Annotated in this window: 13 protein-coding genes; all 13 read right to left on the bottom strand. The window is 31.5% G+C overall.

The window, feature by feature from the left end; translation table 11 throughout:
- Nucleotides 1-86 precede the first annotated feature (86 nt).
- The 13 genes from WHD08_RS14190 to xylA all read right to left on the bottom strand — a co-directional run bounded on the left by WHD08_RS14190 (nt 87) and on the right by xylA (nt 26,090).
- Complete coding sequence (locus tag WHD08_RS14190; RefSeq protein WP_208890379.1) at nt 87-1,754, bottom strand: glycoside hydrolase family 43 protein; 1,668 nt, start codon at nt 1,752-1,754, stop codon at nt 87-89.
- An 11-nt stretch (nt 1,755-1,765) separates the two neighbouring features.
- Nucleotides 1,766-2,851 (bottom strand): endo-1,4-beta-xylanase, encoded by a 1,086-nt coding sequence (locus WHD08_RS14185; RefSeq protein WP_208890380.1) that lies wholly within the window; start codon nt 2,849-2,851, stop codon nt 1,766-1,768.
- Nucleotides 2,852-2,963: 112 nt separating this feature from the next.
- Complete coding sequence (locus WHD08_RS14180; protein WP_208890381.1) at nt 2,964-4,319, bottom strand: endo-1,4-beta-xylanase; 1,356 nt, start codon at nt 4,317-4,319, stop codon at nt 2,964-2,966.
- A gap of 33 nt (nt 4,320-4,352) precedes the next feature.
- Nucleotides 4,353-5,600, bottom strand: a complete 1,248-nt coding sequence (locus tag WHD08_RS14175) for a carbohydrate binding domain-containing protein (RefSeq protein WP_208890382.1) — start codon at nt 5,598-5,600, stop codon at nt 4,353-4,355.
- A gap of 191 nt (nt 5,601-5,791) precedes the next feature.
- Entirely contained in the window at nt 5,792-7,282 is a 1,491-nt protein-coding gene (locus tag WHD08_RS14170) for a RagB/SusD family nutrient uptake outer membrane protein (RefSeq protein WP_208890383.1), read from the bottom strand.
- Between the two features lie 13 nt (nt 7,283-7,295).
- Nucleotides 7,296-10,292, bottom strand: a complete 2,997-nt coding sequence (locus WHD08_RS14165) for a SusC/RagA family TonB-linked outer membrane protein (RefSeq protein ID WP_208890384.1) — start codon at nt 10,290-10,292, stop codon at nt 7,296-7,298.
- Between the two features lie 43 nt (nt 10,293-10,335).
- Entirely contained in the window at nt 10,336-12,987 is a 2,652-nt protein-coding gene (locus WHD08_RS14160; protein WP_340832835.1) for a glycoside hydrolase family 3 protein, read from the bottom strand.
- A 268-nt stretch (nt 12,988-13,255) separates the two neighbouring features.
- Nucleotides 13,256-17,398, bottom strand: a complete 4,143-nt coding sequence (locus tag WHD08_RS14155) for a hybrid sensor histidine kinase/response regulator transcription factor (protein WP_208890386.1) — start codon at nt 17,396-17,398, stop codon at nt 13,256-13,258.
- 11 nt (nt 17,399-17,409) lie between these two features.
- The gene (locus tag WHD08_RS14150) at nt 17,410-20,256 is read right to left on the bottom strand and encodes a DUF5060 domain-containing protein (RefSeq protein ID WP_208890387.1); all 2,847 of its coding nucleotides are present in this window, start codon (nt 20,254-20,256) and stop codon (nt 17,410-17,412) included.
- Nucleotides 20,257-20,484: 228 nt separating this feature from the next.
- Nucleotides 20,485-21,138 (bottom strand): fructose-6-phosphate aldolase, encoded by a 654-nt coding sequence (gene fsa / locus WHD08_RS14145; protein WP_208890388.1) that lies wholly within the window; start codon nt 21,136-21,138, stop codon nt 20,485-20,487.
- Between the two features lie 12 nt (nt 21,139-21,150).
- Nucleotides 21,151-23,190, bottom strand: a complete 2,040-nt coding sequence (locus tag WHD08_RS14140) for a transketolase family protein (RefSeq protein ID WP_208890389.1) — start codon at nt 23,188-23,190, stop codon at nt 21,151-21,153.
- Nucleotides 23,191-23,274: 84 nt separating this feature from the next.
- Nucleotides 23,275-24,696: a D-xylose transporter XylE gene (gene xylE, locus WHD08_RS14135; protein ID WP_208890390.1), complete on the bottom strand. Its 1,422-nt coding sequence runs from the start codon at nt 24,694-24,696 to the stop codon at nt 23,275-23,277.
- A gap of 77 nt (nt 24,697-24,773) precedes the next feature.
- Nucleotides 24,774-26,090 (bottom strand): xylose isomerase, encoded by a 1,317-nt coding sequence (gene xylA, locus WHD08_RS14130; RefSeq protein ID WP_208890391.1) that lies wholly within the window; start codon nt 26,088-26,090, stop codon nt 24,774-24,776.
- Between the last annotated feature and the right edge of the window lie 71 nt (nt 26,091-26,161).

Here is a 26,161-nt window from a genome sequence, read left to right as displayed (position 1 = left end):
TTAAAATTTATTGTAAATAGTATTTAAAAATTAACATAAATGTGAATAATTTATGCACTTTCTACACACTAGTTTACAGATTACTATTAATTTATATTCTTGTTTTTAAACCAATGATAAACAGCTTTGTTTTTGCTTTTATTACCTGATGAAGTTGTGTACATTCCGTAAATAGTTCCTACAAATCCACCGGCTTGTTTGGTGCTTAAAAAACGAGCATCTACATTTTTATTTAAAACTTGCCAATCTGTATTATTTATTGAGTAGTAAAAATTGTAATATGTTCCTTTAGCTTCTATCTTAAAAGATATTTTATCGCTCTCTTTTATTGATGTAAAGGCGATTTCTTCTGTTCCGTTTTCTGTAGATTTTAATAACTGAACAACAGGCGTATTATCTTTTAAGCTTTTACATAAGTAGTAATAATGCATTTCATTTTGAAGAGCAATTAAGCCTGCTTTTTCATTCTCTGAAACTGGTTTAAAAGATAGGTTTGTAGTTACCTGACCAAATAAATGTTTTTGTCTATACCCAATAAAACTTGGATTTGATGTCCCTGAAGTAGTTTCTGGACGAGTTTTTATTGTTAATTCTCCGTTTAAAAGTGAATACCATTTTTCTTTAGGAGTTCTTAAAAAAAGCCAATCAAACGCTAAAGTATCAGCATTAAATTCATCTATAAAATCGGCATTAACAGACTGTACATGTGCAAGAGATTTGTTTAATGTTATTTGATATCGATCTTTTACAACATCTCCTTCCAAATCAAAAACTGGCCAATCATTTTTCCATTTTACAGGTGCCATAAAAGTTTCTCTACCAGTGTTAAAATAATTTTTATTATAAGGTCTGCATCCTAAAAACACGCCCCACCAATTACCATTGATATCTTTAATAATATCTGCGTGACCTGTTGACGTTATTGGATTTTGTCTATTAACGTCTAAATTTCGTTGCGTTAAAATCGGGTTATTTTTATAACTTTTATAAGGACCTAAAATATTTTTACTTCTAAACACAACTTCAGAATGCTCTTCTGCGGTACCACCTTCTGCAGCCATTACATAGTAAAACCCGTTTCTATTATAAATATGCGGACCTTCAATCCAAATAGGTTTGTCTTCTGGTTTTGCTCCTTTATTTATAATTATTTTAGCTTCACCAACTGTTTTTAGATTCTTAACATCTAATTCTATAATTTTAATAGTTCTGTGCCCATCATATTCTGGTGAATTATTAGGAGGATTACTATTAAAAACAACATACGTTTTATCATCTTTATCAAAAAACATAGATGGATCTATACCTTCTACTTTTGGTAACCAAGTTGGGTTAGACCAAGGTCCAGCAGGATCTGAAGCGGAAATAATAAAATTATTTTTACCACCAACAATTGTGTTAATAATATAAAACACTCCATTATGATAAGAAATTGCAGGAGCAAAAACGCCTTGAGAAACTTCTAAACCTTCTAAATCTAATTGTTCTACTCTGTCTAAAGCATTTCCTATTTGTTTCCAGTTTACTAAATCATCACTTTTAAAAATAGGTATTCCTGGAAAATAAGCAAAAGTTGAGTTTATAAGGTAATAACTATCATCTACTTTACAAATACTTGGATCTGGATAAAAACCCTGTAAAATTGGGTTTGAAAATGTATTTAGCTGTTTTTTAACTGCTTTAATTTGTTCTTTTTTATTTGTACAGCCAATTACGGCAATTACAAATAACATTGCTATTGCACATTTTTTCATACGATATATTTTTACTCTTTTAAACCATCTAACACACCAAAATAGGCCGGCTTTGGTTGTAAATTATCATCATATATACACGGCCAATCTTTCAAATTAAAGAAGCCTTTAATCCAAGAATCTCTATCTGTAAAATCCCAAAACGTAATTCCAAATTGTTGCTCTCTAGGTACTATCTCTTTATACATTTTAATCAAATTTTTATACTTCTCGGCTTGCGCTTGTTTCATTTCATCGGTTAAAACGCTATAATTCTGAATACCACCTAACCGTTCATCATTATGAGTATTAAAAATAATATCAACTTCAGATAGATGAATTTGCAAACCTGTTTCCGCAGCTTTTTTTAATGCATACGCTATAATTTCGTCAGGAATATCCATTCTTATGTGCATTTGAAAACCAATACCAGAAATTGGAACTCCTTTAGCTTTAAATTCGTTAACCATTTTTAATACAGCGTTTAACTTTACTGTATCTCTTTCAATATTAAAATCATTATAAAATAAAATAGCTTCTGGGTCTGCTTCATGAGCATATTGAAATGCTTTTTCTATATAACTTTTGCCTAGTTTTTTATACCAAAATGATTCTCTATAATTTGCTCCACTAGATTCAAAAGCTTCATTAACTACATCCCAAGCTGCTACTTTTCCTTTATATCTTCCTACGTAGGTTTTTATATACTCTTGCATAAAATTACCCAACCAAATACTATCTTTTTCACCTTTCTCCTCTACCCATTTTGGTGTAGAACTATGCCAAATTAAATTATGTCCAAATAACCTTTGATTGTGTTTTGTAGCGTACTGTAAAATAGTATCGGAAGTTTTCCAGTTATACTGATTTTCAACTGGCAAAATGGACTGCATTTTCATATCACTAGTGGCAGTAATACTGTTGAAATTTTCAATTTGTAATTTTTGAAGCTTCGCATCATTTAATAACCTATTGATATTTATTGCCGTACCAATTGGAAAAGTTGCCGCATTTTTTAAACCTATTACTTCCTTCTTTTCTTTTGAATTATTACACGCAATAACACTTGTAAAAATCACCAATATATAAGCTAGTTTTATAAGATTTTTTGTTTTCATCGTATGATATATAAAAAATTAACTGGTTATTATTCTAAAAAAAAAATCAGTTAAACTTCGCAGAAAAGTTTAACTGATTCTAAATTCAAATTACACTTAACAAATAACTTATTTATTGTAATCCTTCTAAAAAGCCGAAATAAGCTGCTTTTTTATTATAATTTGAATCAAACAATAAAGGCCAATCTGCATTTCCCCAAAAATCTATCAGCCAAGATTCATTATCTCTTACTCCCCAAATTGTTAGGGCGAATTTATTTGCTAAAGGAATTGAATTGTATATTTGAACTACTTCTTTATATTTTGCTCTTTGTTCTTGAGCTCTATCATCTGTTAAAGTAGTTATATCCTTGTTTGGATTTGCTCTAATATCTAACTCAGCAAAGTGTAATTTTAAACCTCTAGATACAGTACCATCTGCCACTGCTTCAATATTAGATTTTGAAGGACCTTCATAAGAAATATGCATTTGAGCTCCAACACCATCAATTAAATCACCTAGCTCATCGACCATTTTAAACATTGCTGCTCTTTTTGTTGTACTAGAAGCCATGTTATAATCGTTATAAAAAAGCAATACATCTGGATCTGCGTCTCTTGCAAATTGAAAACATTTTTTAATATAGTCATCACCCATTTTTTGTCTAAAAACAGAATTTCTAAGTGGATGACCTGATCCATCTTCAAAAGCTTCATTTACCACATCCCAAGAACGAACTTTACCTTTGAATCTTGTTAAAGTGGTTGTAATATAATCTTTCACCATTGCTTCAAATTCAGCATTGGTTCCTGCAAAATTTTCAACCCAAGAAGGTGTTGCATTGTGCCAAATTAATGCATGTCCGTGAACATTCATACCATTTGCTTGCGCAAAATCTACCATAGCATCTGCTGCACTAAAATCGTAGTTTCCTTGCGATGGATACATCACATTCATTTTCATCTCATATTCTGAAGTTATATTATTAAACTCCTTTTTTAAGATTTCTGTATGTTTTCCTCCTGCTTTTACCCAAGATGCTCTAGTGATTGTACCTACTGAAAAAGTAGTTGCAGCATCTTTTAAACTTATATTACTTGTTGAGCCACATAATCCATCTGGACAAACTCCATTTTCATCAACCCTAATTGTTTGAGTTGCTATTGTTGTAAGTCCATCGTAAATAACATAGTATTTCACAACATATTCTCCTGCATCATTATATCTCACCTCAGCAATACCTGCGTTATCACTTACAATTCCACCTCCTAAACCATAGTCCCAAAAACTTTGATATTCCACGGAACTTTCTGTAGTACTTTGTAAAACTGCTACATAAGGATCTGCTGTTGAAACTGTATAACTAAATGAAGCTTTAACTGTAATTGCTGTTTCACCTTCAGACCCCATGATACTCTCATCCTCTTCTGAACAAGAGAATAAGAATAGCGTTGAGATTAATAATATTATTAATTTATTTATTTTCATAAAATCTATATTTCGTTAATTAAGGTTTTACTATTATTTTTTTTCTACTTTTAAATCATCAATAATGAATGTACCTGCTGATGCTCCCATATCTAAAGATATATTTGTATTTGCTTCATTCGCTACAAAAGTCCACGTATATTTTGCCCAATCTGCAGTAATTGTATAGTCAGGTCCATATTTTGCCGTTGCATCTGGTTTTGTTGAATAACGAATTACAGCAGGATCTCCTTTTGCCCATAAAGTAACTTCATATTCTGCATCTATTTCTGTTTCTATGGCATCACTTACAAATTGTACACTCCAAGGGTCTCCAGCTGCAGAGTTTGATACTTTAACGGCTCTAGCACCTGATAAAACATCACTTGTTTCTTCAACAATAAAATCGCCTCCATTGTATTTTCCCCAATTTGTAAAATCATTACCAGAACCATCTTCAAAACCACCATTTAAAATTAAACTAGTATCAGAAGGGAGTGCTGGTGCTGTGTCTCCTTTTACAACTTCAATAACATCTATTACAAATGTACCTGCAGATTTACCCATATCTAAAGAGATATTTGTGCCTGCTTCATTTGCAGTAATTGTCCAAGTATATTGTTGCCATTCTGATGTTAATGTATAATCTGGCCCATATTGAGCAGATGCATCTGGTTTTGTTGAAAAACGAACTACTTCTCCATTTCCTTTACCCCAAAACGAAACAGTATATTGTTCTCCTACTACTGTTTCAATAGCATCACTTACAAATTGAACACTCCAAGGATCTGCATCTGCAGAATTTGATATTGTAGCTGCTCTACCTCCAATAAGTGCATCTGTTGTAGCAAAAATATTATCGCCTCCATTATATGCGCTCCAGTTTGTAAAGTCATCGCCATCACCTTCAACTAAATATCCGTTTAATAGTAAATTTTCTGGATTTGTTACGATTACCTCCGCTACTGCTACAATTACATCAATAGTTTGAGACGTTTGTAAAGCATCTCCTACACTAACCATGGTAAGTGTTACAAATTTGCTTCCAGACTCTTTGTATTTGTATTCTACAGCACCTGCTTTATCAGCTACTTTATTTCCTGCAACTTCAAACTCCCAATAGCTATAAAACTCACCTTTATTTGGCGTTGTATTTTCAAAAGAATAAACACCTGGATTTTCAGCAGATTCTGTTACTGTAAATGTTGGTTGCATTAATACAGCAACCTCATCATCGTTATTTGTACATGAACAAAAGGCCATGAACAAACATAATAAACCTAATATTTTATATTTTTTCATAATTGTATTTTTATTATAATTATTTTAATCCTGTAAAATAAAATTGCAAGTTGCTATAAATGCTTTCTTCCTTATAACCAAATACTCTACAATCTACTTTATAAACAACTAACTTTAAATAGTTTAATAACGGTGTGACTTATTACACACACCATTATTAAAACTAAACTTAATTTACATGAACTCAAGTATTAAAAACCTGGGTTTTGATCTTCTGAATTAATATTAGCATTTGAACTAATTTCAGCATCTGGTATTGGCCATAATTCATTTTTACCTACTTGAAAATTAGTACCTGCTAATTCAGTAGCTGCAATACCCCATCTAAGCATATCATCAAATCTTACTTGTTCTCCTGCAAGCTCTACTTTACGTTCATGAACAATAGCGTTAAATACAGCATCTTTAGATAAGCTTACATCTAAATCAGCTAATCCTGCTCTTGTTCTTACTTTATTTATATAACCAATTGCTGTTGCTTGAGAACCAACTTCATTTTCACATTCTGCCATCATTAATAACACATCTGAATAACGAAGTACTTTTACGTTAATTCCAGATTCTCCATTTTCTGAAGGTTGTTTGTAATAATTTTGATATTTTTTCCAAGCTGCTTGTCTAATATTACCTCCGTTTTCAGCAAAGTCTGACTCAACAAACGTATTATCTCCATTGTTATAGGTGTCTCCTGCCACGTAAAAACTACCAGTAAATCTTTTATCTCCTGCTTCAAACTCAGCCACTAAATCGTCTGATGGATACACGTTAAACCAATCTAAAACTCCATAATCTTGCCCTCTCTTAGTTGCATGAATTGGACCTAAGCCATCAACTGGAGACCACCAGAATTGCTCAGTTCCTAAAGCGATATCGTATTCAACTTCAAAAATTGATTCCACACCATGCTCAGTTTCTTCCATAAAATTATCATAGTAATTTGTTTCAAGAGCGTAACCAGATAATTTATTAAACTCTGCTAAAGCTAAACCATAAGACTTTTGGTATAAATATACTTTTCCTAAAAAAGCTTGAGCAGCTCCTTTTGTAGCTCTACCAGGAGTTTCTGCACCTTTATCATATAAATTAGTAGCCGCATATTTTAAATCATCTATAATTAATTCAATCACTGCTGCTTTTGTGCTTCTTGGTTGACCTTCTGTATTGTCGGTTCCATCACCTAAATAAATAGGAACTCCTCCATAACGATTTACTAAAAGCCAGTAATAATGTGCTCTTAAAAAACGTGCTTCACCAATGTATTTTGCTTTTTTAGCAGCGGTTAATGTACCTTCTGGCAATTCATTAATTTTTTCTGCATTAGAAATTACAAAATTTGCTTTGTTAATTCCTCTATAACACCCATCCCAATAGTCTTTAATAGAAGGAAGACTTGAATCAAAAGAAAAATCTGCAAAGGTTACTTTATCTCCTTCTTGTTGTCCGTTACCAGAATTTTCGTGAGCCATGTTATCCATCATGTAAAACATTACTCTACCATACAATCCGAATGGTTGTAAATTTGCATAAGCTGCATTTACTGATGATTCTACTTGAGACTCAGTAGAGAAAAAAGTATCTGGCGATAATTGATTTGGGTTTGACAACTCCAAATCATCTTCAGAACAAGAGTTTATTGTAAAAACTCCTAAAAACGCTATAATTATTAATATATATTTTTTCATAATTGTTTAATTTTTAAAATGAAACTTGAATTCCTAACAAAACAGATTTAGGTTGTGGATAATTACCTCTATCAATTCCATATTCATCACCTCCAATTTCTGGATCTAAACCAGAATAATCACTTATAGTTACTAAGTTGGTACCACTAACATACACACGTAATTTTGAAAAATATTTTTCAAACATTTCACTTGGCAATGTATACCCTAAAGAAACATTTTTTAACCTGGTGTATGATCCATCTTCCACAAAACGATCTGAAATTCCGTTATTTTGAGGTGCTCCTAAAACTCTAGGCTCTGTCCCTGTTGGGTTAGCTGCAGACCATTTATTATTATAATAAGATTGGCTTACATTAAATAATCTGTTTGCTCCACCTACTAAATCGTACGTATTTGTATTAAAAATTTCGTTTCCTGCAACACCTGTAATAAATAAGCTCATATCGAAGTTTTTATATTTAGCGTCTAAATTTAAACCGTATGTAATATCCGGAAATGGATTACCTATAATTGTTCTATCTTCAGAGTTAATAGTTCCATCACCATTTAAATCTTTAAAACGAATATCACCTGGCTTTACAATAACTTGATTTGGGTTTGCGGTAAATACAGCATCTACCTCATCTTGATTTTGGTAAATTCCGTCAGATACTAAACCGTAAAAATGAAATAATGATTCTCCTACTACTGTACGAGTAACATCTCCTCCACCTAATTTATACTGAGATCCTGTAATCTCATCTCTAGCTCCTAAACTTAATACTTCGTTTTTTGAAGTTCCTAAGTTTAAGTTTGCAGACCAAGTAAAGTCTCCATCATAATCATTAAATCCTAATACTAATTCAAAACCTTTAGTTTCTACAGAACCAGCATTTACAGGTAAACTACCCGCATTAATACCACTTGATAATACAGCAGGTATGTAAATTAACAAGTCATTACTTGTATTTTGGTAGTACTCTAAAGAAGCTGTAAATTTTTCATTAAATAAACCTGCGTCTAAACCAACGTTTATAATTTCTTTGGTTTCCCATTGTAAATCTTGATTTGAACCTCCGTTAGCTGTTACACCAAATGCAACTGCACCACCAATAGGATATTCAAAACCACCAGTTAAAGATGGTGCATATAAATAGTCTCCAATAGCATCACTACCTACAGTACCGTAACTAGCTCTTAATTTTAAGTTACTGAAGTGAGAATCTTCCATAAAAGATTCTTTTGCAATATTCCAACCAGCAGATGCTGAGTAAAAGTTAGCCCAACGTTTGTTTGCTCCAAATCTTGATGAAGCATCACGTCTCAAAGATGCCGATGCAATGTATTTACCATCAAAGTTGTAATTGATACGTCCTAAGTATCCAATTTTATTTACTTCTGAAGAACCCGAGCTAACACTTGAATCTTCATTAGAAACTTGATTTACTTCATCTGTAACAGCATTTCTACTACTTGCATTTAGATTTTTGTTTTGACCTTCATATTTTTCAACCAATAGTAATGCTTCAATATTATGTTTATCAGCAATTGTTGTATTATACGTTAAGCTATTATCAAATATGATTGTTTGGCCACTACCTGTGTTACGTGTAATTGCTGCGTAGTTTTGTGCATGTGTTGTACTTCCTTCTACACTATCATCACTATATGAGGGTTTAAAACTACTATTATCATATGAGTAATAATCTAAACCTACTTGAGATTTAAATTTTAATCCATCAATAATTTCTACTTCTGCATACACATTACCTATAATTCCTAATGTTTTATTTATTGCATTACCAATTGTTTGAGCTCTTACTGGGTTTACAGCATCTTGTCCATCTGCTGATGAAGAAGGCCCTTGAAAACCGCCTAAGTTACTTGCATTATATACAGATAAATAAGGTGCCGATTTAATGGCGTGTTCTATAAGAGATCTACCTTCTTCATCTCTTTCAGGGTTTTGCTTTCCGAAAGAAATAGACATAGATTCTCCTACTCTAACCTTACCAAATTTAGCACTACTATTTGCTCTAAAAGAATATCTTTCAAAACCTGAATCAATTAAAGTTCCTTCTTGTTTTAAATATTCACCAGAAAAAAGATGTGTTGAATTTTCTGTACCTCCAGAATAACTTAAATTATAATCTTGAATCATACCTACTCTAAAGATTTCATCTTGCCAATCTGTATTGGTTTTGTAAGTAGATAATGGTCTATTAGGAAACACACCTAATTCACCGGCGTATTTTAAATAATCTATGGTTTCTAATACATCATATCTTTGTGTTACTGTTTGAAAACCTGTATACGTATTAAAACTTAATCTACCTTTTCCATTTTTACCTTGTTTTGTAGTAACAACCACTACACCATTCGATCCTTGTGCACCATATACCGCTGTAGTAGAAGCATCTTTTAATACAGAAACTGTTTCAATATCATTAGGACTAATCCCTGATAAATTCCCCACAATAACACCATCAATTACATATAGTGGACTATTATTACCCACTGAACCTAACCCTCTAATTAAAACAGATGGTGAAGACCCTGGAGAACCACTATTAGTAATTGTAAGACCCGCTGCTCTACCTTGTAAAGCAGATTCTGCATTTGTTACTGGTAATGCCGAAATATCTTCAGACTTTACCGTGGCTATTGCCCCTGTTACTGTTGTTCTACTTTGTTGTCCATAACCAACAATAACGATTTCGTCAAGACTTTCTAAGGACTCTATTAGAACAACATCAATTCTTGTATTTGCACCTACAAGAACTGTTTTACCTGTCATACCAATATATGCAAATACCAACTCGTCTGTAGACTGAACATTGTCAATCATAAAAAGACCATCAAAGTCTGTTTGAACTCCTTTTTGGGTTCCCTTTACTATTACACTAACACCAGGTAATAATTCACCTGTAGCATCTTTCACAGAACCGCTAACAGTCTTGGATTGTGAAAACATACTCTGAGAACATATCATAACTAAGGCTATGATAGCGATTTTCATTTTTATCATTTTGAGTAATTTTAATTAATTGAATTTGTTTGTTTTTACTTATTTATTGAATTTGAACTTTTGTAATTAAAACGTTATCTTCTGGTGTAACCGACTTATCTGGTTGTTTACCACCAATACTTATATTTATGATACCAGATTCTATTACTTTTTTTCCTTCTTCAGATATTCTTGCATATTTTGTAGACGGAATTTTAAATGTTACTGTTTTAGTTTCGTTGGCTGTTATAAGTACTTTCTTAAAGTCTACCAAACTTCTTATTGGATTATTTTTAAGTGTATCATTCTTGTGCGTAACATAACATTGTACAACTTCTTTTCCTGAATATTTACTATTATTTTTTACATCAACCGAAATAACGATATCCTCATTCTTTGCAATCTTATCTGATATTTTTAAATTTGAATACTCGAATTTAGCATAACTTAAACCATGACCGAAAGGAAATAATGGTTCACCTTTAAAGTATTTATAAGTTCTGTTTTCCATGTCGTAATTTTTAAAATCTGGAAGGTCTTTTACAGACTTATAAAAAGTGACTGGTAATTTTCCTGACGGATTATAATCACCAAAAAGAATATCTGCAATTGCATTACCACCAAATTCACCAGGATACCATGCTTCTAGAATTGCATGAATATTTTCTGCCGTCCAATTAATAGCCAAAGCACTTCCGTTCATTAAAACAACCACTGTTGGTTTACCCAACTTCTGAATCTTTTTAACTAATTCTAATTGTATTTTTGGTAATGTAATTTTAGATCTATCTCCTTTATCAAAACCTTCTATAACTACAGGCATTTCTTCGCCCTCTACTTCTGGTGATAATCCTAAACAAAGAATTACCACTTCAGATTTTTTTGCAGCTTCTAATGCTGGCGATAATAAGTCTTCATTTAATTTTGCCCAAACTAAATGTGCTTGAGGGTCTGAAAGTGTATTGCTATATTCTATTCTTATTTTAAAAGCTTCTTTCGCTTTTAATTTTGCATCAAAATATTCTAATTTTGGTTCATAATCTGCACTGTATTCAAACTTTAAAGAATCATTGATGTAAAGCTTTGCATAGCTACTTGCTTTTAAACCAATTCTATATTCTCCAGCTTCTTCTGGTACGATTTCTCCTGACCATCTTACTGAAAAATCATCAGATTTTAAATTTTTTATAGGTCTAACAGGTGTCCAAATAAAGTTTACAGTTGCATCACTTTTTGTAAATACTGGTTCTCCTTCTAAATTACTGTTGTTGTAGTATTCAGCTTTAAGACCTGTACCTTTTTCATTTTTTAAAACCTCTTTAGGAATTGCTTTTAAGGTTGGCCATTCTTTTGCAATGTATGAACCTAAAGCATAATTAATAGTTGTGTTTGGTAATTTCTCTTGCAATCCTTTTAACGGTGTAATAAAGTTATTTGGTGTTCCATGATAATTACCTAACAATGCTTGTTTAGAATCTGCATTCGGACCAATAACTGCTATCGATTTAAGACTCTTACTTAAAGGCAAAATATTATTGTCATTTTTTAACAACACCATAGATTCTTTGGCTATTTGTTCAGACAATTTGTAATGTTTTTCACTTGCCACAACACTGTATGGTATTTTAGACCATTCAACATCCTTCTGATCATCAAACATCCCTAACTTAAAACGTGCTGTAAATAATCTTACTAAAGCAACGTCTAATTGTTTTTCATCTATTAATTCTTTTAAAACTGCTTCATTTAAATTAGGGTCATAAACACTACCACAATTTAAATCTGTACCACTCATTACAGCTAAAGCACCAGCTTCTTCAGGCGTTTCTACTACTGCATGTTTATCTTCTTCCCAAAAATCATTTATTGCCCAACAATCAGAAACTACATAGCCACTAAAACCCCATTCTTCTCTTAAGATTTTTTGAAGTAATAAATCACTTCCACAACAAGGTTTGCCATTATATCTATTATATGCACACATTACAGAATGCACTTTAGCCTCTTTAACAGCAGCTTCAAAAGCAGGTAAATAGGTTTCGTACAAATCTTTTTTAGTTGTTACATAATTATCTTGATGTCTCGATTTTTCTGGACCACTATGAACAGCAAAATGTTTTGCAGTAGCAACAACTTTTAAATACTTTTCGTTATCACCTTGTAAACCTTTTATATAGTTCACTCCTATTCTACTTGTTAAATAAGGATCTTCTCCATACGTTTCTTGCCCTCTTCCCCAACGTGGATCTCTAAAAATATTAATGTTCGGAGTCCAGAAAGTTAGACCTTGTCCCATTCTTCTTTGTCCTTTACTAATAAATTGATGATATTTTGCTCTAGCTTCATCAGAAACAACAGTTCCCATATTAAAAATTAAATCTGGGTTCCAGGTTGCACCCATTCCTATTGCTTGCGGAAAAACAGTTGCTTCACCAGCTCTTGCAACTCCATGCAAACATTCGTTCCACCAATTATATTCTGGCACACCTAATCTCTCTATTGCAGGTGCATCATATCTCATTTGAGATATTTTTTCTTTCAATGTCATTAGACTAATTAAATCTACTACTCTTTCTTCTGTTGATAAAGATTGATTTTGAAATTTAAATTCAGTCTCTTTTTTACTGCATGAGAAAACAAGAAATAACGAAATGAAGCAGATTTTAAATGCAACATTAGATTTTAGTTTATTGATATTTATTTTACTTTTATTCAAGGTCATTAATTAAAGATTAAAACTAGTAACAGTATTAAAACACCTACGATTAAGATTTCTATAATGATATTTCTTATTGGATATTTTTTCTGCATAATTAACTCATACTACTCTCCAAATATAGAAAGTTGATGCACTTTTGAGTAAAAAAAAGAATGCATTAGATGTTAATTTTGGCTCTTTTTAAGGTAAAATAGTACAAATACACTATCTCTATTAGCTTTTGGTAGCTAATTTTACATTCAAGAAATAAAAAGGGAAAGAGTTATTACTTTTCTTTGATAACAACCTCGGTTGGAAGTTTTCCAAAATGTGCTTTGAAACATTTTGTAAAATAAGATGCAGAAGAGAAACCTACTTTAAAACCAACTTCGCTTATAAATGCAGAACCCGTTTCTAATATTTGATATGCTCTTTCTAATCTAATTCTTCTTAACAGTTCGTTAGGAGTTTGTCCTGTTAGAGATTTTATTTTTCTGTATGATTGACTTTTACTTAGGTTTAATTCATTAGCCAATTCCTCTACACTTAAACTAGAATTACTAATGTTTTCTCCTATATATGCCAAAACTTTATTAATAAACTCTTTGTCTATAGAGGTAGCATTTGTATTCTCTTTTGCGCCACTAACTTCACTAAAGTATTTATCAAAAATTAATTTTCTACTGGTAATTAATTGATTTAGTCTTAAAGTAAGCAAACGCATATCAAATGGTTTGGTCATATACGCATCAGAACCATGTTCTATTCCTTCAATACGATCATCAATTCTTGCCTTTGCAGTAAGCATTAATAAAGGAATATGACTTGTTTTAATATCTGTTTTAATACGTCTACAAAACTCAAAACCATCCATTTCTGGCATAATAACATCTGTTAAAATAACATCTGGAAAAGATTTTTCAGCAATTTTTAAACCTTCCACACCATTAATAGCCGATAAAACCTTGTATGTTTTACTTAATTCCGTTTTTAAATAATTTCTTAACTCTGTATTATCCTCTACAACTAAAATAGTATATTTTTTAGAGGCTATTTTTTCGATTTCTTCATTTTCTTCTATTTCTGAAATTTTATTTTCTGGAATAAAATTTATTTCTTTTTTAGGAAGATCTGCCTCTAATTTAAAACTCTTAATTTCATCTGCAGAAAAATATTCTTTCCCTTTTGGTAAAATTATTCTAAACGTAGTTCCTTCATTTATTTTACTTGTTACTTCAATCTTACCTTTATGTAAATTAACAAAACTACTAACTACTTCCAGTCCAATACCTGTACCGCCATAGTAAGTTTTATTAAGACTTTCTACTTGATAAAATCTTTCAAATATTTTATCTACCTGATCTTCCTCAAGCCCTTTTCCTGTATCCGATATTACAATTTCTACTACTTTTACTGCTTTGGTTGATGAAATTAGTGGTAAGATATAGTCTTCATCATTGTCTATTAAATTTACATTAATCACTCCATTATCTGGAGTTACTTTCATTGCATTTGACAAAATATTGAAGATAATTTTTTCGAGCATATTTTGATCTGCCCATGTTTTTATCAACGACATTTCTGTATCTAAAGTCAAAAATATATTTCTATTTGCAGCTTCTTCTTTAAAGAACAGTACAATATTCTTGGTAAAATCTACCAAATTTAATTCTGATGCTCTTACTTTTAATTTATCAAATTCTAACTTTCTTAAATCCATTAGCTCATTTATAAGCCTAAATAATCTATCAGAATTTCTATAAATAGTACTGTGTTTAGATTTAACTTTTTCTGGTAAGTTTAAAGTTTCATCCCTCATCATATCCTTTAAAGGATTTAAGATCAACGTTAAAGGAGTTCTAAATTCGTGAGAAATATTTGTAAAAAACTGTAACTTCTTTTTATTTAAATCCTCTTGTTGAAGTCTTTGAGTTCTCTCGTTTTTAATGAGTTCTTTTTCTTTTAACCTATTTTGTGTTATTTTATTTAAAAGGTAAACTCCTAACCCAAAAAGTAGCACATAGATAATCAAAGCCAAGTTAGATTTCCACCAAGGTGGTAAGATTGTTATTTTTAATTCTAATGGTTTTTCGTTCCAAAGACCATCATTATTTGCTGCTTTTAACTTAAAAATGTAGTCTCCGTAATCTAAATTGGTATAGGTAGCACTTCTTTGATTGCCTACATAATTCCAAGATTTTTCTAAACCTTCTAAATAATAAGCATATTGATTTTTCTCTGGTCTTGTATAGTTAATCCCTGTATATTGGATGGTAAATACAGACTGTTTATGATTAAACTCTATACTTGGTGTTTCTGTTATGGTTTTTGTGAGTGGCGAGTTTTCTTCATTAGGAACCACGTCTTTGTTAAATATTTTTAACCCAGTTAAATATAGAGAAGGTACGCTAGAATTTGTACTTAAGTCTTTTGGGTTAAAAAAATCTACTCCTTTATAATTTCCAAAATAAAGTTTTCCTTCTTCATCTTTTAATACTGCATTAAAATTAAAATCATCAGACAATAAACCATCATTCATGGTATAATTAACAACTTCATTTGTTTTTAAATCTAGTTTTGTAATTCCAGAATTTCCACTTACCCAAATATCACCTTCTTTATCTTCAATGATACTTGCAATATTTTCTTCATTTAGACCAGAAAACTTATTAAACCATTTAAATTCGTCTGTTTTTTTATCATACCTACACAATCCAGCACCTCTTGTACCAATCCAAAGATAATTATCTGTACTTTCATATAAGGATAATATATGTGTTGAACTTCTTTGATTATTGTTAGAATTAGCCATTGGCTTCACAAAAGATTTTACACTTAATACACCTTGGTTATTGTTTATTTTAAAAAGGCCAATAGTTGTTCCTAACCAAATAGCGCCATCACTATCTACCAATATTTTTCTAACATCACTTGTATTTATACCATATTTTGCAAATTCTTGTGAATTATGGTGTGTTAAAACATGTGTCTTTGGATTAAAACTACAAACACCTGCGTAAAAAGTCCCTATCCAAATAATACCGTCTTTATCTTCTGCAAAACTTAAAATGGCATTAGATAATAATTTTCCATTTGAGTTTTCGATATTAATATTTGTAATATTTTTAAATCCATCTTTTAAGACGTAAATCCCATTATCCCAACTTCCTGCCCAAATATTCTTTTTACTATCAATAAAAATAGTTTGAATGTGATTACTTGTAAGTCCTGAATATGTTTTATCATTAGAAGTATTGATGTGATCTACTTTAGAGGTTTTGATGTCAAAAACATCAATACCTCCACCATCCATAGTTATCCATAATTTATCATTAGCATCTTTTACGATACCAGTAACTGAACCGATTTGTAAAGAATTCGGATTATTTTCTACACTTTCTATGTTATCGAATTTATCAAATAAATGGTCACTTACAACAACACCACTATTGTAATACCCCATCCATATTCTCTCATTATTATCAACAAATAATGACCAAATTGAATTTGAACGAATACTATTTTTGTCTTTTTTATTATAGCGATAGTTTTTTGTGAAAACTCCATTAGAATCCATGTGAAAAAGACCATCATTTTCGGAACCAAATAAAAAGGTTTTATCCGCTAATTCCACTAAAGATAATATGCGTTTTTCAGTTATAGAAAATTGCGAAAAACTAACAATATTATTGTCTTTAAGTTGATACTTAAAAACACCTTTTGTGTAGCTTCCTGCCCATAAATTATTATTAGTATCTACCAACAAAGTTTGAATAGGTATATCAAAATTAAAAATAGTAGCACCCTCTATTTCTTTTGGTTTTAAAATTACAGAATTTAGCGTATCTAGTTTTCTTAACCCTAAACTTGTACCAAGAAATATTGTACCATTTTTATCCTTTTGTATACTATTTATAGCAGGTTTACAAGCTATTCTTTGTATTTTATTGGTTTTTAGATTAAGCTTAAATAAACCATTTAACCTTGTACCAATGTAAAGGTTACCTCTACATTCTAGAATACTCAAAACAGATATATTAGCATTCTCTAATAGACCAACAGATATTTTTTTAAACTGATCTAAATCTCTATCATAAAGATTTAAACCATCTTCTGTACCAATCCAAAGATTATTATTTTTATCTAAATAGGAAGAAAACACCAGGTCACTACTTATAGATGTTGCATCTTCTTGCTTAAATTTATAAGAAGTATAATCAAGACCATCAAACTTATACAAACCAGCCCCATTGGTTCCTATCCAGATAAAGCCGTAATTATCTTGAATAATCGTATAAATACCAACTTTAGAGATCCCCTCTTTTATCGTTTCAAAATTAAAAATTTGCGTTTTATTTTGTGCCTCAATAGGTGCACAAAAAAATATGCATAGAGACAAAATAAAAGTAATACACCATTTAAGTTGCATAATTTAGATTTTTAATTAGGAATAAAAATACTATTTTTTGTTAGAATAAAACGATCCATCTTAAAACCATCTTCTCTCATAGAAAAAGACAGCACGTATTCTCCTGATTTATCAAAGTTTAAATAAATTGTTTTTTCTATACCACAATGATTATCTGGCATTCTTTGTGCAGAAGACCAAGTCCATTCATTTTTACCATCGCACCATTGTATTCTTGCTCCACTTTCTTGCCAATTTTCATTAAAACCAACATGTACTCCATTATCTTCTGTACCTGTAGAAAGTGCATTGACCCAAATATAATATTTCCCTGGATTATTTATTTTTATTTTATAAGAAATAACACCTCCTGTGCCAGAAACCGGAAAGAAGTTTTCACCTAAAATAAGAGTATCATCATGTGTAACCCTTGTATCTGGTAATGCTTGGATATAGCTGTTTTTATTAGCAGATTTACTATAATTTACACCACTTATTTTATCATCTAAAGATCTTACAACCCAATTTCTCTTGGTGCTATTATTACTCTTATAATGATAATTTTCTGCTTCAATTTCTAACATTCCGTCTTTTTCTTCAAAAGGTTTTGTATCTGCTAATATTTTTAGCAACGAATAATCTTTAGGCGTAAAAGTGATAGAATTCCATCTCCCTCTAGACCAAGCCGTTTCATTTCCTTCAAGAATTAAACCATTGGTCACTGCTTTAGAGGTTATTTCGATGATATCATTTACATGTAAAAAAACAGCATTAACCTGATGTCTAATACTTTTAAAAGACTCAGAAACTCTAGCGTTTTTAATAGTATCTAAAGTAGTCCCATTAATTTTAATAACATATTCAGATTCTCCATCATTTTCTGCAGTGGTTACAAAAGTAAAATTATAAACACCTGTAACTCCTTTAAATTTAGCAATTGCAGTTGCAAACTTGTTTCTATTATTTTCTTCGGATGCATTAATTGCCAATACGTTGTTTGGAAAATCCTTGTAATAAGACAAACCATCCTTTTCTAATAAATCGAAATCTTGAATAGCATTTAAACTGATGATTTTTTGCTCCTTTTCTTGAGTACTTTCTTTTTCCTTTTTGGTTGATTTAATAAGTGCAACCCAATCTTTATCTTTATTTGGTGGAAAACCAATTGATTTTTCACTTCCACCAGAAATCTTTTTAACAGAACCATTTACAAGTTCCCCTCTAGTTCTGGGATTATACCATTTTACAACGTATCTTTTTGTTGAACCAAATAAATTAATTTTAGTTTCTTTTACTTCTAGCAAGTATATGGCATAAATTTCATCATTTTTAGCAAAAACATAATCGTCTGGATTATCTGTTAAATCATCTGCAGAATGCATTTTATTAAAAGGTAAGTACTTATTAAAAAAGTCTAATGCGTGTTTTGTTTGGTTCCAAACGATATCTCTCGATCTCCAATCTTCACAATTTAAGTCGTTATGCGCAAATTTATAACCAAAATACCATTCTACTCCAGCACCACCAGCCATTAAATTCCCCCATAATACTTTATGTCTTATATCATTATGCTCAGGGTCATCTGCATCTGGTTTTGCGCCTATTTCTGCAGGTCCTATTTCATCTTGAGAAACCACCCAATTTTTCCTTGTTAATTGAGATTCTTTAATCCATTTTTTTGTAATATTATGAATTGAATCTGGACTATTAGTTTGCATAGAAGGTCCATCTAAAAACTCAAAACCCAATAGAGGCTCTAAATACAAATCTTGCTCTATAGGCATAGAATGTGTATGTAAAGTCACAAAATTATGATAAGGATCATGTGTTTTAATATATTTAGCCATCGCTTTTCTATCCGCATCGTTTTGTCCTTTTGGAGACCAATGAACAGGTCCATTTTCTTCTCCTAAATTCCAAGTAATCGCTAAGTGATGTGCAAATCTTGCAATTAATTCTCTGTAATATAATTTACGCTGCGTTTTTAACTCGCCAATATCTAATAGTAATTCGTTTTCTGTTTCTTGCGTAACAATATGCAACATTAAACCTAAATTATCCATGTGATCAAAGACTATTTCCCATTGATCTAGTTTGCTTGTGTCAAAACGAGTTTGTTCATTTTTAGTAGTCCAGGGCCAAACATCATCACCATCTCCTTGCACATTCATGGTTAAAAAATAGACAGAATTCATTCCTTTAGAAGCCAAATAATTAAGTGCTCCAATTATGTTTTTTCCTTTTCCATTTTGCCAAGTTGGGTCTCCTTGATTCCAATCTTTAGAATGCGGTAGATATTTGTGAGATGCTGGTGTTTCATCAAACTCATAAAATGCCAAAAAGTTCTCTGGACTGTCTGTACCTCCTTTTAAAAATGGTTTATTAGATTCTGAATAATACAAATAACGTTCGTTCTTGTAAACCAATCTTCCTTCAGTACTACTTTGACTTTCTTTTATGACAAAACTCCCTATTTCATTATCAAAACCTACAGATTCCCCAGCTTTTTCATCATCATTTATGGCTATTTCATTTCCTTTTTTAAAAGAAACTTTGTAGGTCCATTTTCCAGTTTTATTAGGCATAAAACGCACCTGCCAAACAACACCTTTTTTAGCACTTGTTTCTGCAGCATTTCCGTCTGCAGCAAAAAAACCAGGAATTGTTATTTCTTCATCTCCATTTTTAAAAGTAACATTTAATCTATAATTTAAGAATGGATTGTCTTCATCGTTTTCACTAAATTCTTTATAATTAAAACTAAGTGTTACTTTATTCCATTTTTCTAATTTCCCTTCAATTCTTCCTTGAGAAAATAAAGTAAAATTAAAAACCAGTACTAAGAAATAGAGACTAAAACTTCTTTTGCTTATTGACATAAAATTGAAAATTAAATTTTAAGTTCATAGAACTTATTAAAAGAATAAAATTACGTTTAAACTAAATTTATGAATAACAAAAAACGTGCATGAAGTGTTATAGATTGAGCAAAAGGTCTATTAACCTCTAATTTAAGAGATTTATCCTATAATTATTATTGCATAAAAAAAGGTAAACTCTAAATAGAATTTACCTTTTTATCTTCTTCATAATAATATCCCCCAATATTAATTCCCTTTCTTATAATCTTCTAAAAATTGTGCCAATCCACTATCTGTTAAAGGATGTTTTAATAATCCAGTAATAGAAGATAAAGGTCCAGTCATTACGTCAGAACCTAATTTAGCACAGTTAATAACATGCATTGTGTTACGTACGGATGCTGCTAAAATTTGAGATTTAAATCCGTAATTATCATAAATTAATCTCATTTCTGAAATTAAATTTAATCCATCTGTAGAAATATCATCCAATCTTCCTAAAAAAGGAGAAACATACGTTGCTCCCGCTTTTGCTGCTAATAATGCTTGTCCTGCAGAAAAAATAAGTGTCATGTTTGTTTTAATCCCTTTATCAGAAAAATATTTACACGCTTTTACACCATCTGCAATCATTGGTAATTTTACCACAATCTGTGGATGTAAAGCAGCTAACTCTTCTCCTTGCTGAATCATTCCATCATACTCTGTTGCAATTACTTCTGCAGAAACATCTCCTTCTACAAGGTCACATATTTTTTTATAATGATTTAAAATATTTGCTGCTCCTGTAATTCCTTCTTTTGCCATTAAAGATGGATTGGTAGTTACACCATCTAAAACTCCTAAAGCTTCTGCTTCGACAATATCATTCAAATTTGCGGTATCTATAAAAAATTTCATTTGTCTTTAATTTTATACTGTTTTTAAATATGCTAATACTTGTTGACTTACTTTTTCTCCGGTAAATCCAAATTTTTCGTCTAAGATGTTTGCCGGTGCTGAATACCCAAAATGGTCTAATCCAAACACTTTTCCTGCATCTCCAACCAAACCTTCTAAGTTTACTGGTAAACCTGCTGTTAAGCCGAATAATGGTTTGTTTTTAGGAATAACACTTTGTTGATATTCTTTAGATTGTAATCTAAAAACTCCTTCAGAAATTACCGAAGCAATGTTTACTTTTAAGCCATTTTTAGCTTCTAAAATTTCTGATGCAGCTACTAAAGTTGCTACTTCTGAACCATTTGCAACTAATACTACATCAGGGTTTTCTACTTCTTTTACTAAATACCCACCTTTTTCAGAAGCTAATGCTTCTTGATATCTTGATGATGCTCCTTTGGTTGGTAAATCTTTAATTCCTTGTCTAGATAAAATTAAACCTGTTGGTGTATTTTTATTTTCTAAAGCCATTTTCCAAGCAACGCTTGTTTCTGCAGAATCTGCAGGACGTAAAGCCATGAAACTTGGGTTTCCGCTATGGTTTTTCAATTTTTCTAACAATCTAATTTGTGCTTCTTGTTCTACAGGTTGATGCGTTGGGCCATCTTCTCCAACTCTAAAAGCATCATGTGTCCACACATATTTTACACCTAATTCTTGAATTCCACTCAAACGAATTGCTGGTTTCATATAATCTGAAAACACAAAGAAAGTTGCCACTACAGGAATAATTCCTCCGTGTAATGCAATTCCGTTTGCAATACAAGACATGGTTAATTCTGCAACACCTGCTTGTAAGAAAGAACCTGTAAAGTCTCCTTTTTTAAGTGCATGTGTTTTCTTTAAGAAGCCATCTGTTTTATCAGAGTTTGATAAATCCGCAGAAGAAACAATCATGTTTTCTACCTTTTCTGCTAAATATCCTAAAACGCCAGATGAAGCTGCTCTTGTTGCCAATCCTGCTTTATGCTCAATTCCTTCAAAATCTAATTCTGGTAACTCTCCTGATAAAAAGAAATCTAATTTTGCTGCTAATTCAGGGTTTGCTTCTCTCCAAATAGAAATATCTGCTTTTTTATCTTTAGCCTCTATTATTTTTCTTTCTAATAATTCTTTATAAAAAACACTTACATCTTCATAAATATCAAAAGGACTTTCCGGATTTGCACCTAAATTTAACAATGTTTTTGTATAATCTGCTCCGGTTGCTCCAATTGGCTGACCGTGTAATTCACATTCACCTTCAAAAATGGTATCATCTGCAGCAACACAACCTTTACCCATTATTGTTTTCCCAATAATAAGTGTTGGTTTTTCTGTTTCGGCATTTGCATCTTTTAATGCTTTTCTTATCTCATCGTGATTATGACCATCAATTGTAACTACATTCCAACCCCAAGCTTTGTACTTCATTTCTGTATCTTCAGAAGTAACTTCGTCTGTTGGTGTAGATAATTGAATATCGTTAGAATCATAGAACATAATAAAATTACTTAAGCCTAAGTGACCTGCAATTCTTCCCGCACCTTGAGATATTTCTTCTTGCACGCCTCCATCAGAAATAAAACCATAAATTTTATGATCCATCCAATTTCCAAAACGAGCTTTTAAAAAGTTTGCTGCAATTGCTGCACCCACTCCCATAGTATGTCCTTGCCCTAATGGACCAGATGTATTTTCGATTCCTCTTTTCACATCCACTTCTGGGTGACCAGGAGTAATTGAACCCCATTGTCTAAAGTTGGCAACATCCTCTTTTTTATAATTCCCTAAAAGATAATACTGTGCATACATTAAGGTTGATAAATGCCCTGCATCCATAAAGAATCGGTCTCTAAAAGCCCACTCCATATCTGAAGGATCAAAATTAAAGAATTCTGAATATAAGATGTGCATAAAATCTGCTCCTCCCATAGGTCCTCCTGGATGTCCTGAATTTGCTTTTTCTACCATGGCAACACATAATGCTCTAATATTATCTGCTGATTGTTGGTCTATTTTTTTATTCATATTTACTATTTTTATAATACATCTCACAGAGAAACTGCTACTCAACGAGATTCATTATTATTTTTTAATTTGATTTTTTTAAGATTACTTTTTCCAAAGTTTTTCCATTTCTTCTAAAGTTTTCCCTTTTGTTTCTGGAATGTATTTCATAATAAATAACATTGCCAGAACACTCATAATTCCATACACCCAATACGCAAAACCATGATTAAACAATCCTGTTAAATAAGAATTATCATTCATCATCGGAAAAGTTAAAGACACTAAATAGTTAGAAATCCATTGTGCTCCAACTGCAATAGCTAAAGCTTTTCCTCTAATTTTATTTGGAAAAATCTCTGCTAATAAAACCCAAGTTACCGGTCCCCAACTCATTGCAAAACTTGCAACATATAACATCATACAAAACAATGCAAAATAGCCTGTTGCACCTAAATAAAATACAAAACCTAAACTTACCATAGCTACTGCCATACCTGCAGCTCCAATAATCATTAATGGTTTTCTACCGTATTTGTCTACTGTTTTTACTGCAACAATAGTAAATAAGAAGTTTACAACACCTACAATAATAGTCATTAACAAGGCACTATCTGTACCAGATGAAATAGTTTTAAAAATTTCTGGAGCGTAATACAATACTACGTTTATACCCACAAATTGTTGAAAAATAGAAAGTAAAACTCCAATGATAATTACTAGCCAACCAAAAGATAAAAGGTTTCCTGATGTTTTTTCATTCATAGAATCTTGTATTTCTGCAAAAACTCTATTACCTTCTTCTTTACCATTTACTTTAATTAAAACATCTAAAGCTTCTGTTGGTTTGTTTCGTAATACTAAAGATCTTGGTGTGTCTGGAACAAAAAATAAAAGCCCTAAAAATAAGCCCGCAGGTATTACTTCTGAAGCAAACATCCATCTCCAACCAACTTCATTTAACCAAGCATCAGAACCACCACCCCTAGAAATAAAATAGTTTACAAAATAAACTACCATAAAACCTCCAACAATGGCTAATTGATTAAAAGAAACCAATTTACCTCTACTTTTTGCAGGAGCAATTTCTGCGATGTATAACGGAGACAACATAGATGCTAAACCTACTCCAATACCTCCAATAATTCTATACACAATAAAAATTGTAGAATATGTATGATCTAATTCTCCTAAAGTTCCAATAAACATTTCTGGCATTGCAGAACCTAAAGCGGAAATTAAAAATAAAATGGCCGCAAGTATTAATCCTTTTTTTCTTCCTAACTTTTTACTAACTAAACCTCCAAAAACACCACCAATAATGCAACCAATTAGTGCACTTGACACTAAAAAACCTTTAAAAGCACTTGCTGCAGTTTCTGATAAACCTTTAGGAATTACAAAAAAACTACCTAGGGAACCTACTGTTCCTGAAATTACACCGGTATCATACCCAAATAACAATCCTCCTAAAGTGGCTACTAATGTAAGTTTGATAAGATATCCTGAATTAGTTGATTTCCCCATATATGTGTTTTAGTTAGTTGATTTTTTAGTGTAAAAAACCTCAAAGGTTTTAAGCCTTTAAGGTTTAACAAACTCTCTTATATATGTTGATTGATAATATTTTCAAACAACTCTTGTTTACCACTTTGCAATGTTAATTCTCCATTTTCATGAGCAATGTTATATAAATCTTTAAGATCTAATTTTCCTCCTTCAAAATCTTTTCCTTTTCCAGCATCAAAAGAGCTATATCTTTTTTCTCTTAAAGAATTGTAAGCAGAAGAAGTCATAATTTTATCTGCAGTTAATAATGCTCTTGCAAATGTATCTGCTCCACCAATATGTGCATGAAAAACATCATCCATATCTGTAGAATTTCTTCTGATTTTTGCATCAAAATTAACTCCACCACCTTGTAAACCTCCAGCTTCTATAAATACTAACATTGCTTCTGTAGTTTCTTGAATATTATTTGGAAACTGATCTGTATCCCAACCGTTTTGATAATCTCCTCTGTTTGCATCTATACTTCCTAACATTCCTGCTTTGGCAGCAACTGCCATTTCGTGTTGCATGGTGTGTTGAGCTAAAGTTGCATGGTTTACCTCTATATTCAATTTAAAATCTTTATCTAAACCATACTCTTTTAAGAACCCAATTGCGGTTGCAGAATCAAAATCATATTGATGTTTTGTTGGCTCCATTGGCTTTGGCTCTATAAAGAAAGTTCCTTTAAAACCTTGTGCTCTTGCATAATCTCTAGACATAGTTAAGAATTGCCCCATGTGGTCTAATTCACGCCCCATATCTGTGTTTAATAAAGACATGTAACCTTCTCTACCTCCCCAAAAAACGTAATTTTCTCCGCCTAATTTAATGGTTGCATCTAAAGCTAATTTTACTTGACCTCCTGCCCTTGCAACTACATTAAAATCTGGATTTGTAGAAGCTCCGTTCATATAACGTGGATTTGAAAAACAGTTGGCTGTTCCCCATAATAATTTTACACCACTTTCTGCTTGCTTACCTTTAATGTAATCTGTAATGGTATCTAATCTTTTTTCTGATTCTGCAAAAGTTGCGCCTTCTTGTACTAAATCATAATCATGAAAACAGAAATAATCGAAACCCATTTTATTGATAAATTCAAAAGCTGCATCTGCTTTGTCTTTTGCTGCTTGAATAGGGTCTGCAGATTGATCCCAAGGAAAGTTTTGTGTTCCTGGTCCAAAAGGATCTCCTCCCTGTCCACAGAATGTATGCCAGTATGCAATTGAAAATTTAAACCATTCGCTCATTGTTTTTCCTGCAACCACTTGGTTTGGGTTGTAGTATTTAAATGCTAACGGATTGTCTGATTCTTTGCCTTCGAATTGAATTTTGTTGATTCCTTTAAAATATTCTTTATTTGCCATCTTTAAATGTTATTTAATTGTTTATTCGTGTAATTCTTTAATTGTTGTTTATATACTGCTTTTGCGTTAGG

Origin of the sequence: Polaribacter sejongensis, assembly GCF_038024065.1 — a bacterium.
Lineage (GTDB): Bacteria > Bacteroidota > Bacteroidia > Flavobacteriales > Flavobacteriaceae > Polaribacter > Polaribacter sejongensis.
The sequence above is the reverse complement of the archived record's forward strand: the minus strand, read 5'-3'. Positions and strand labels throughout refer to the sequence as shown.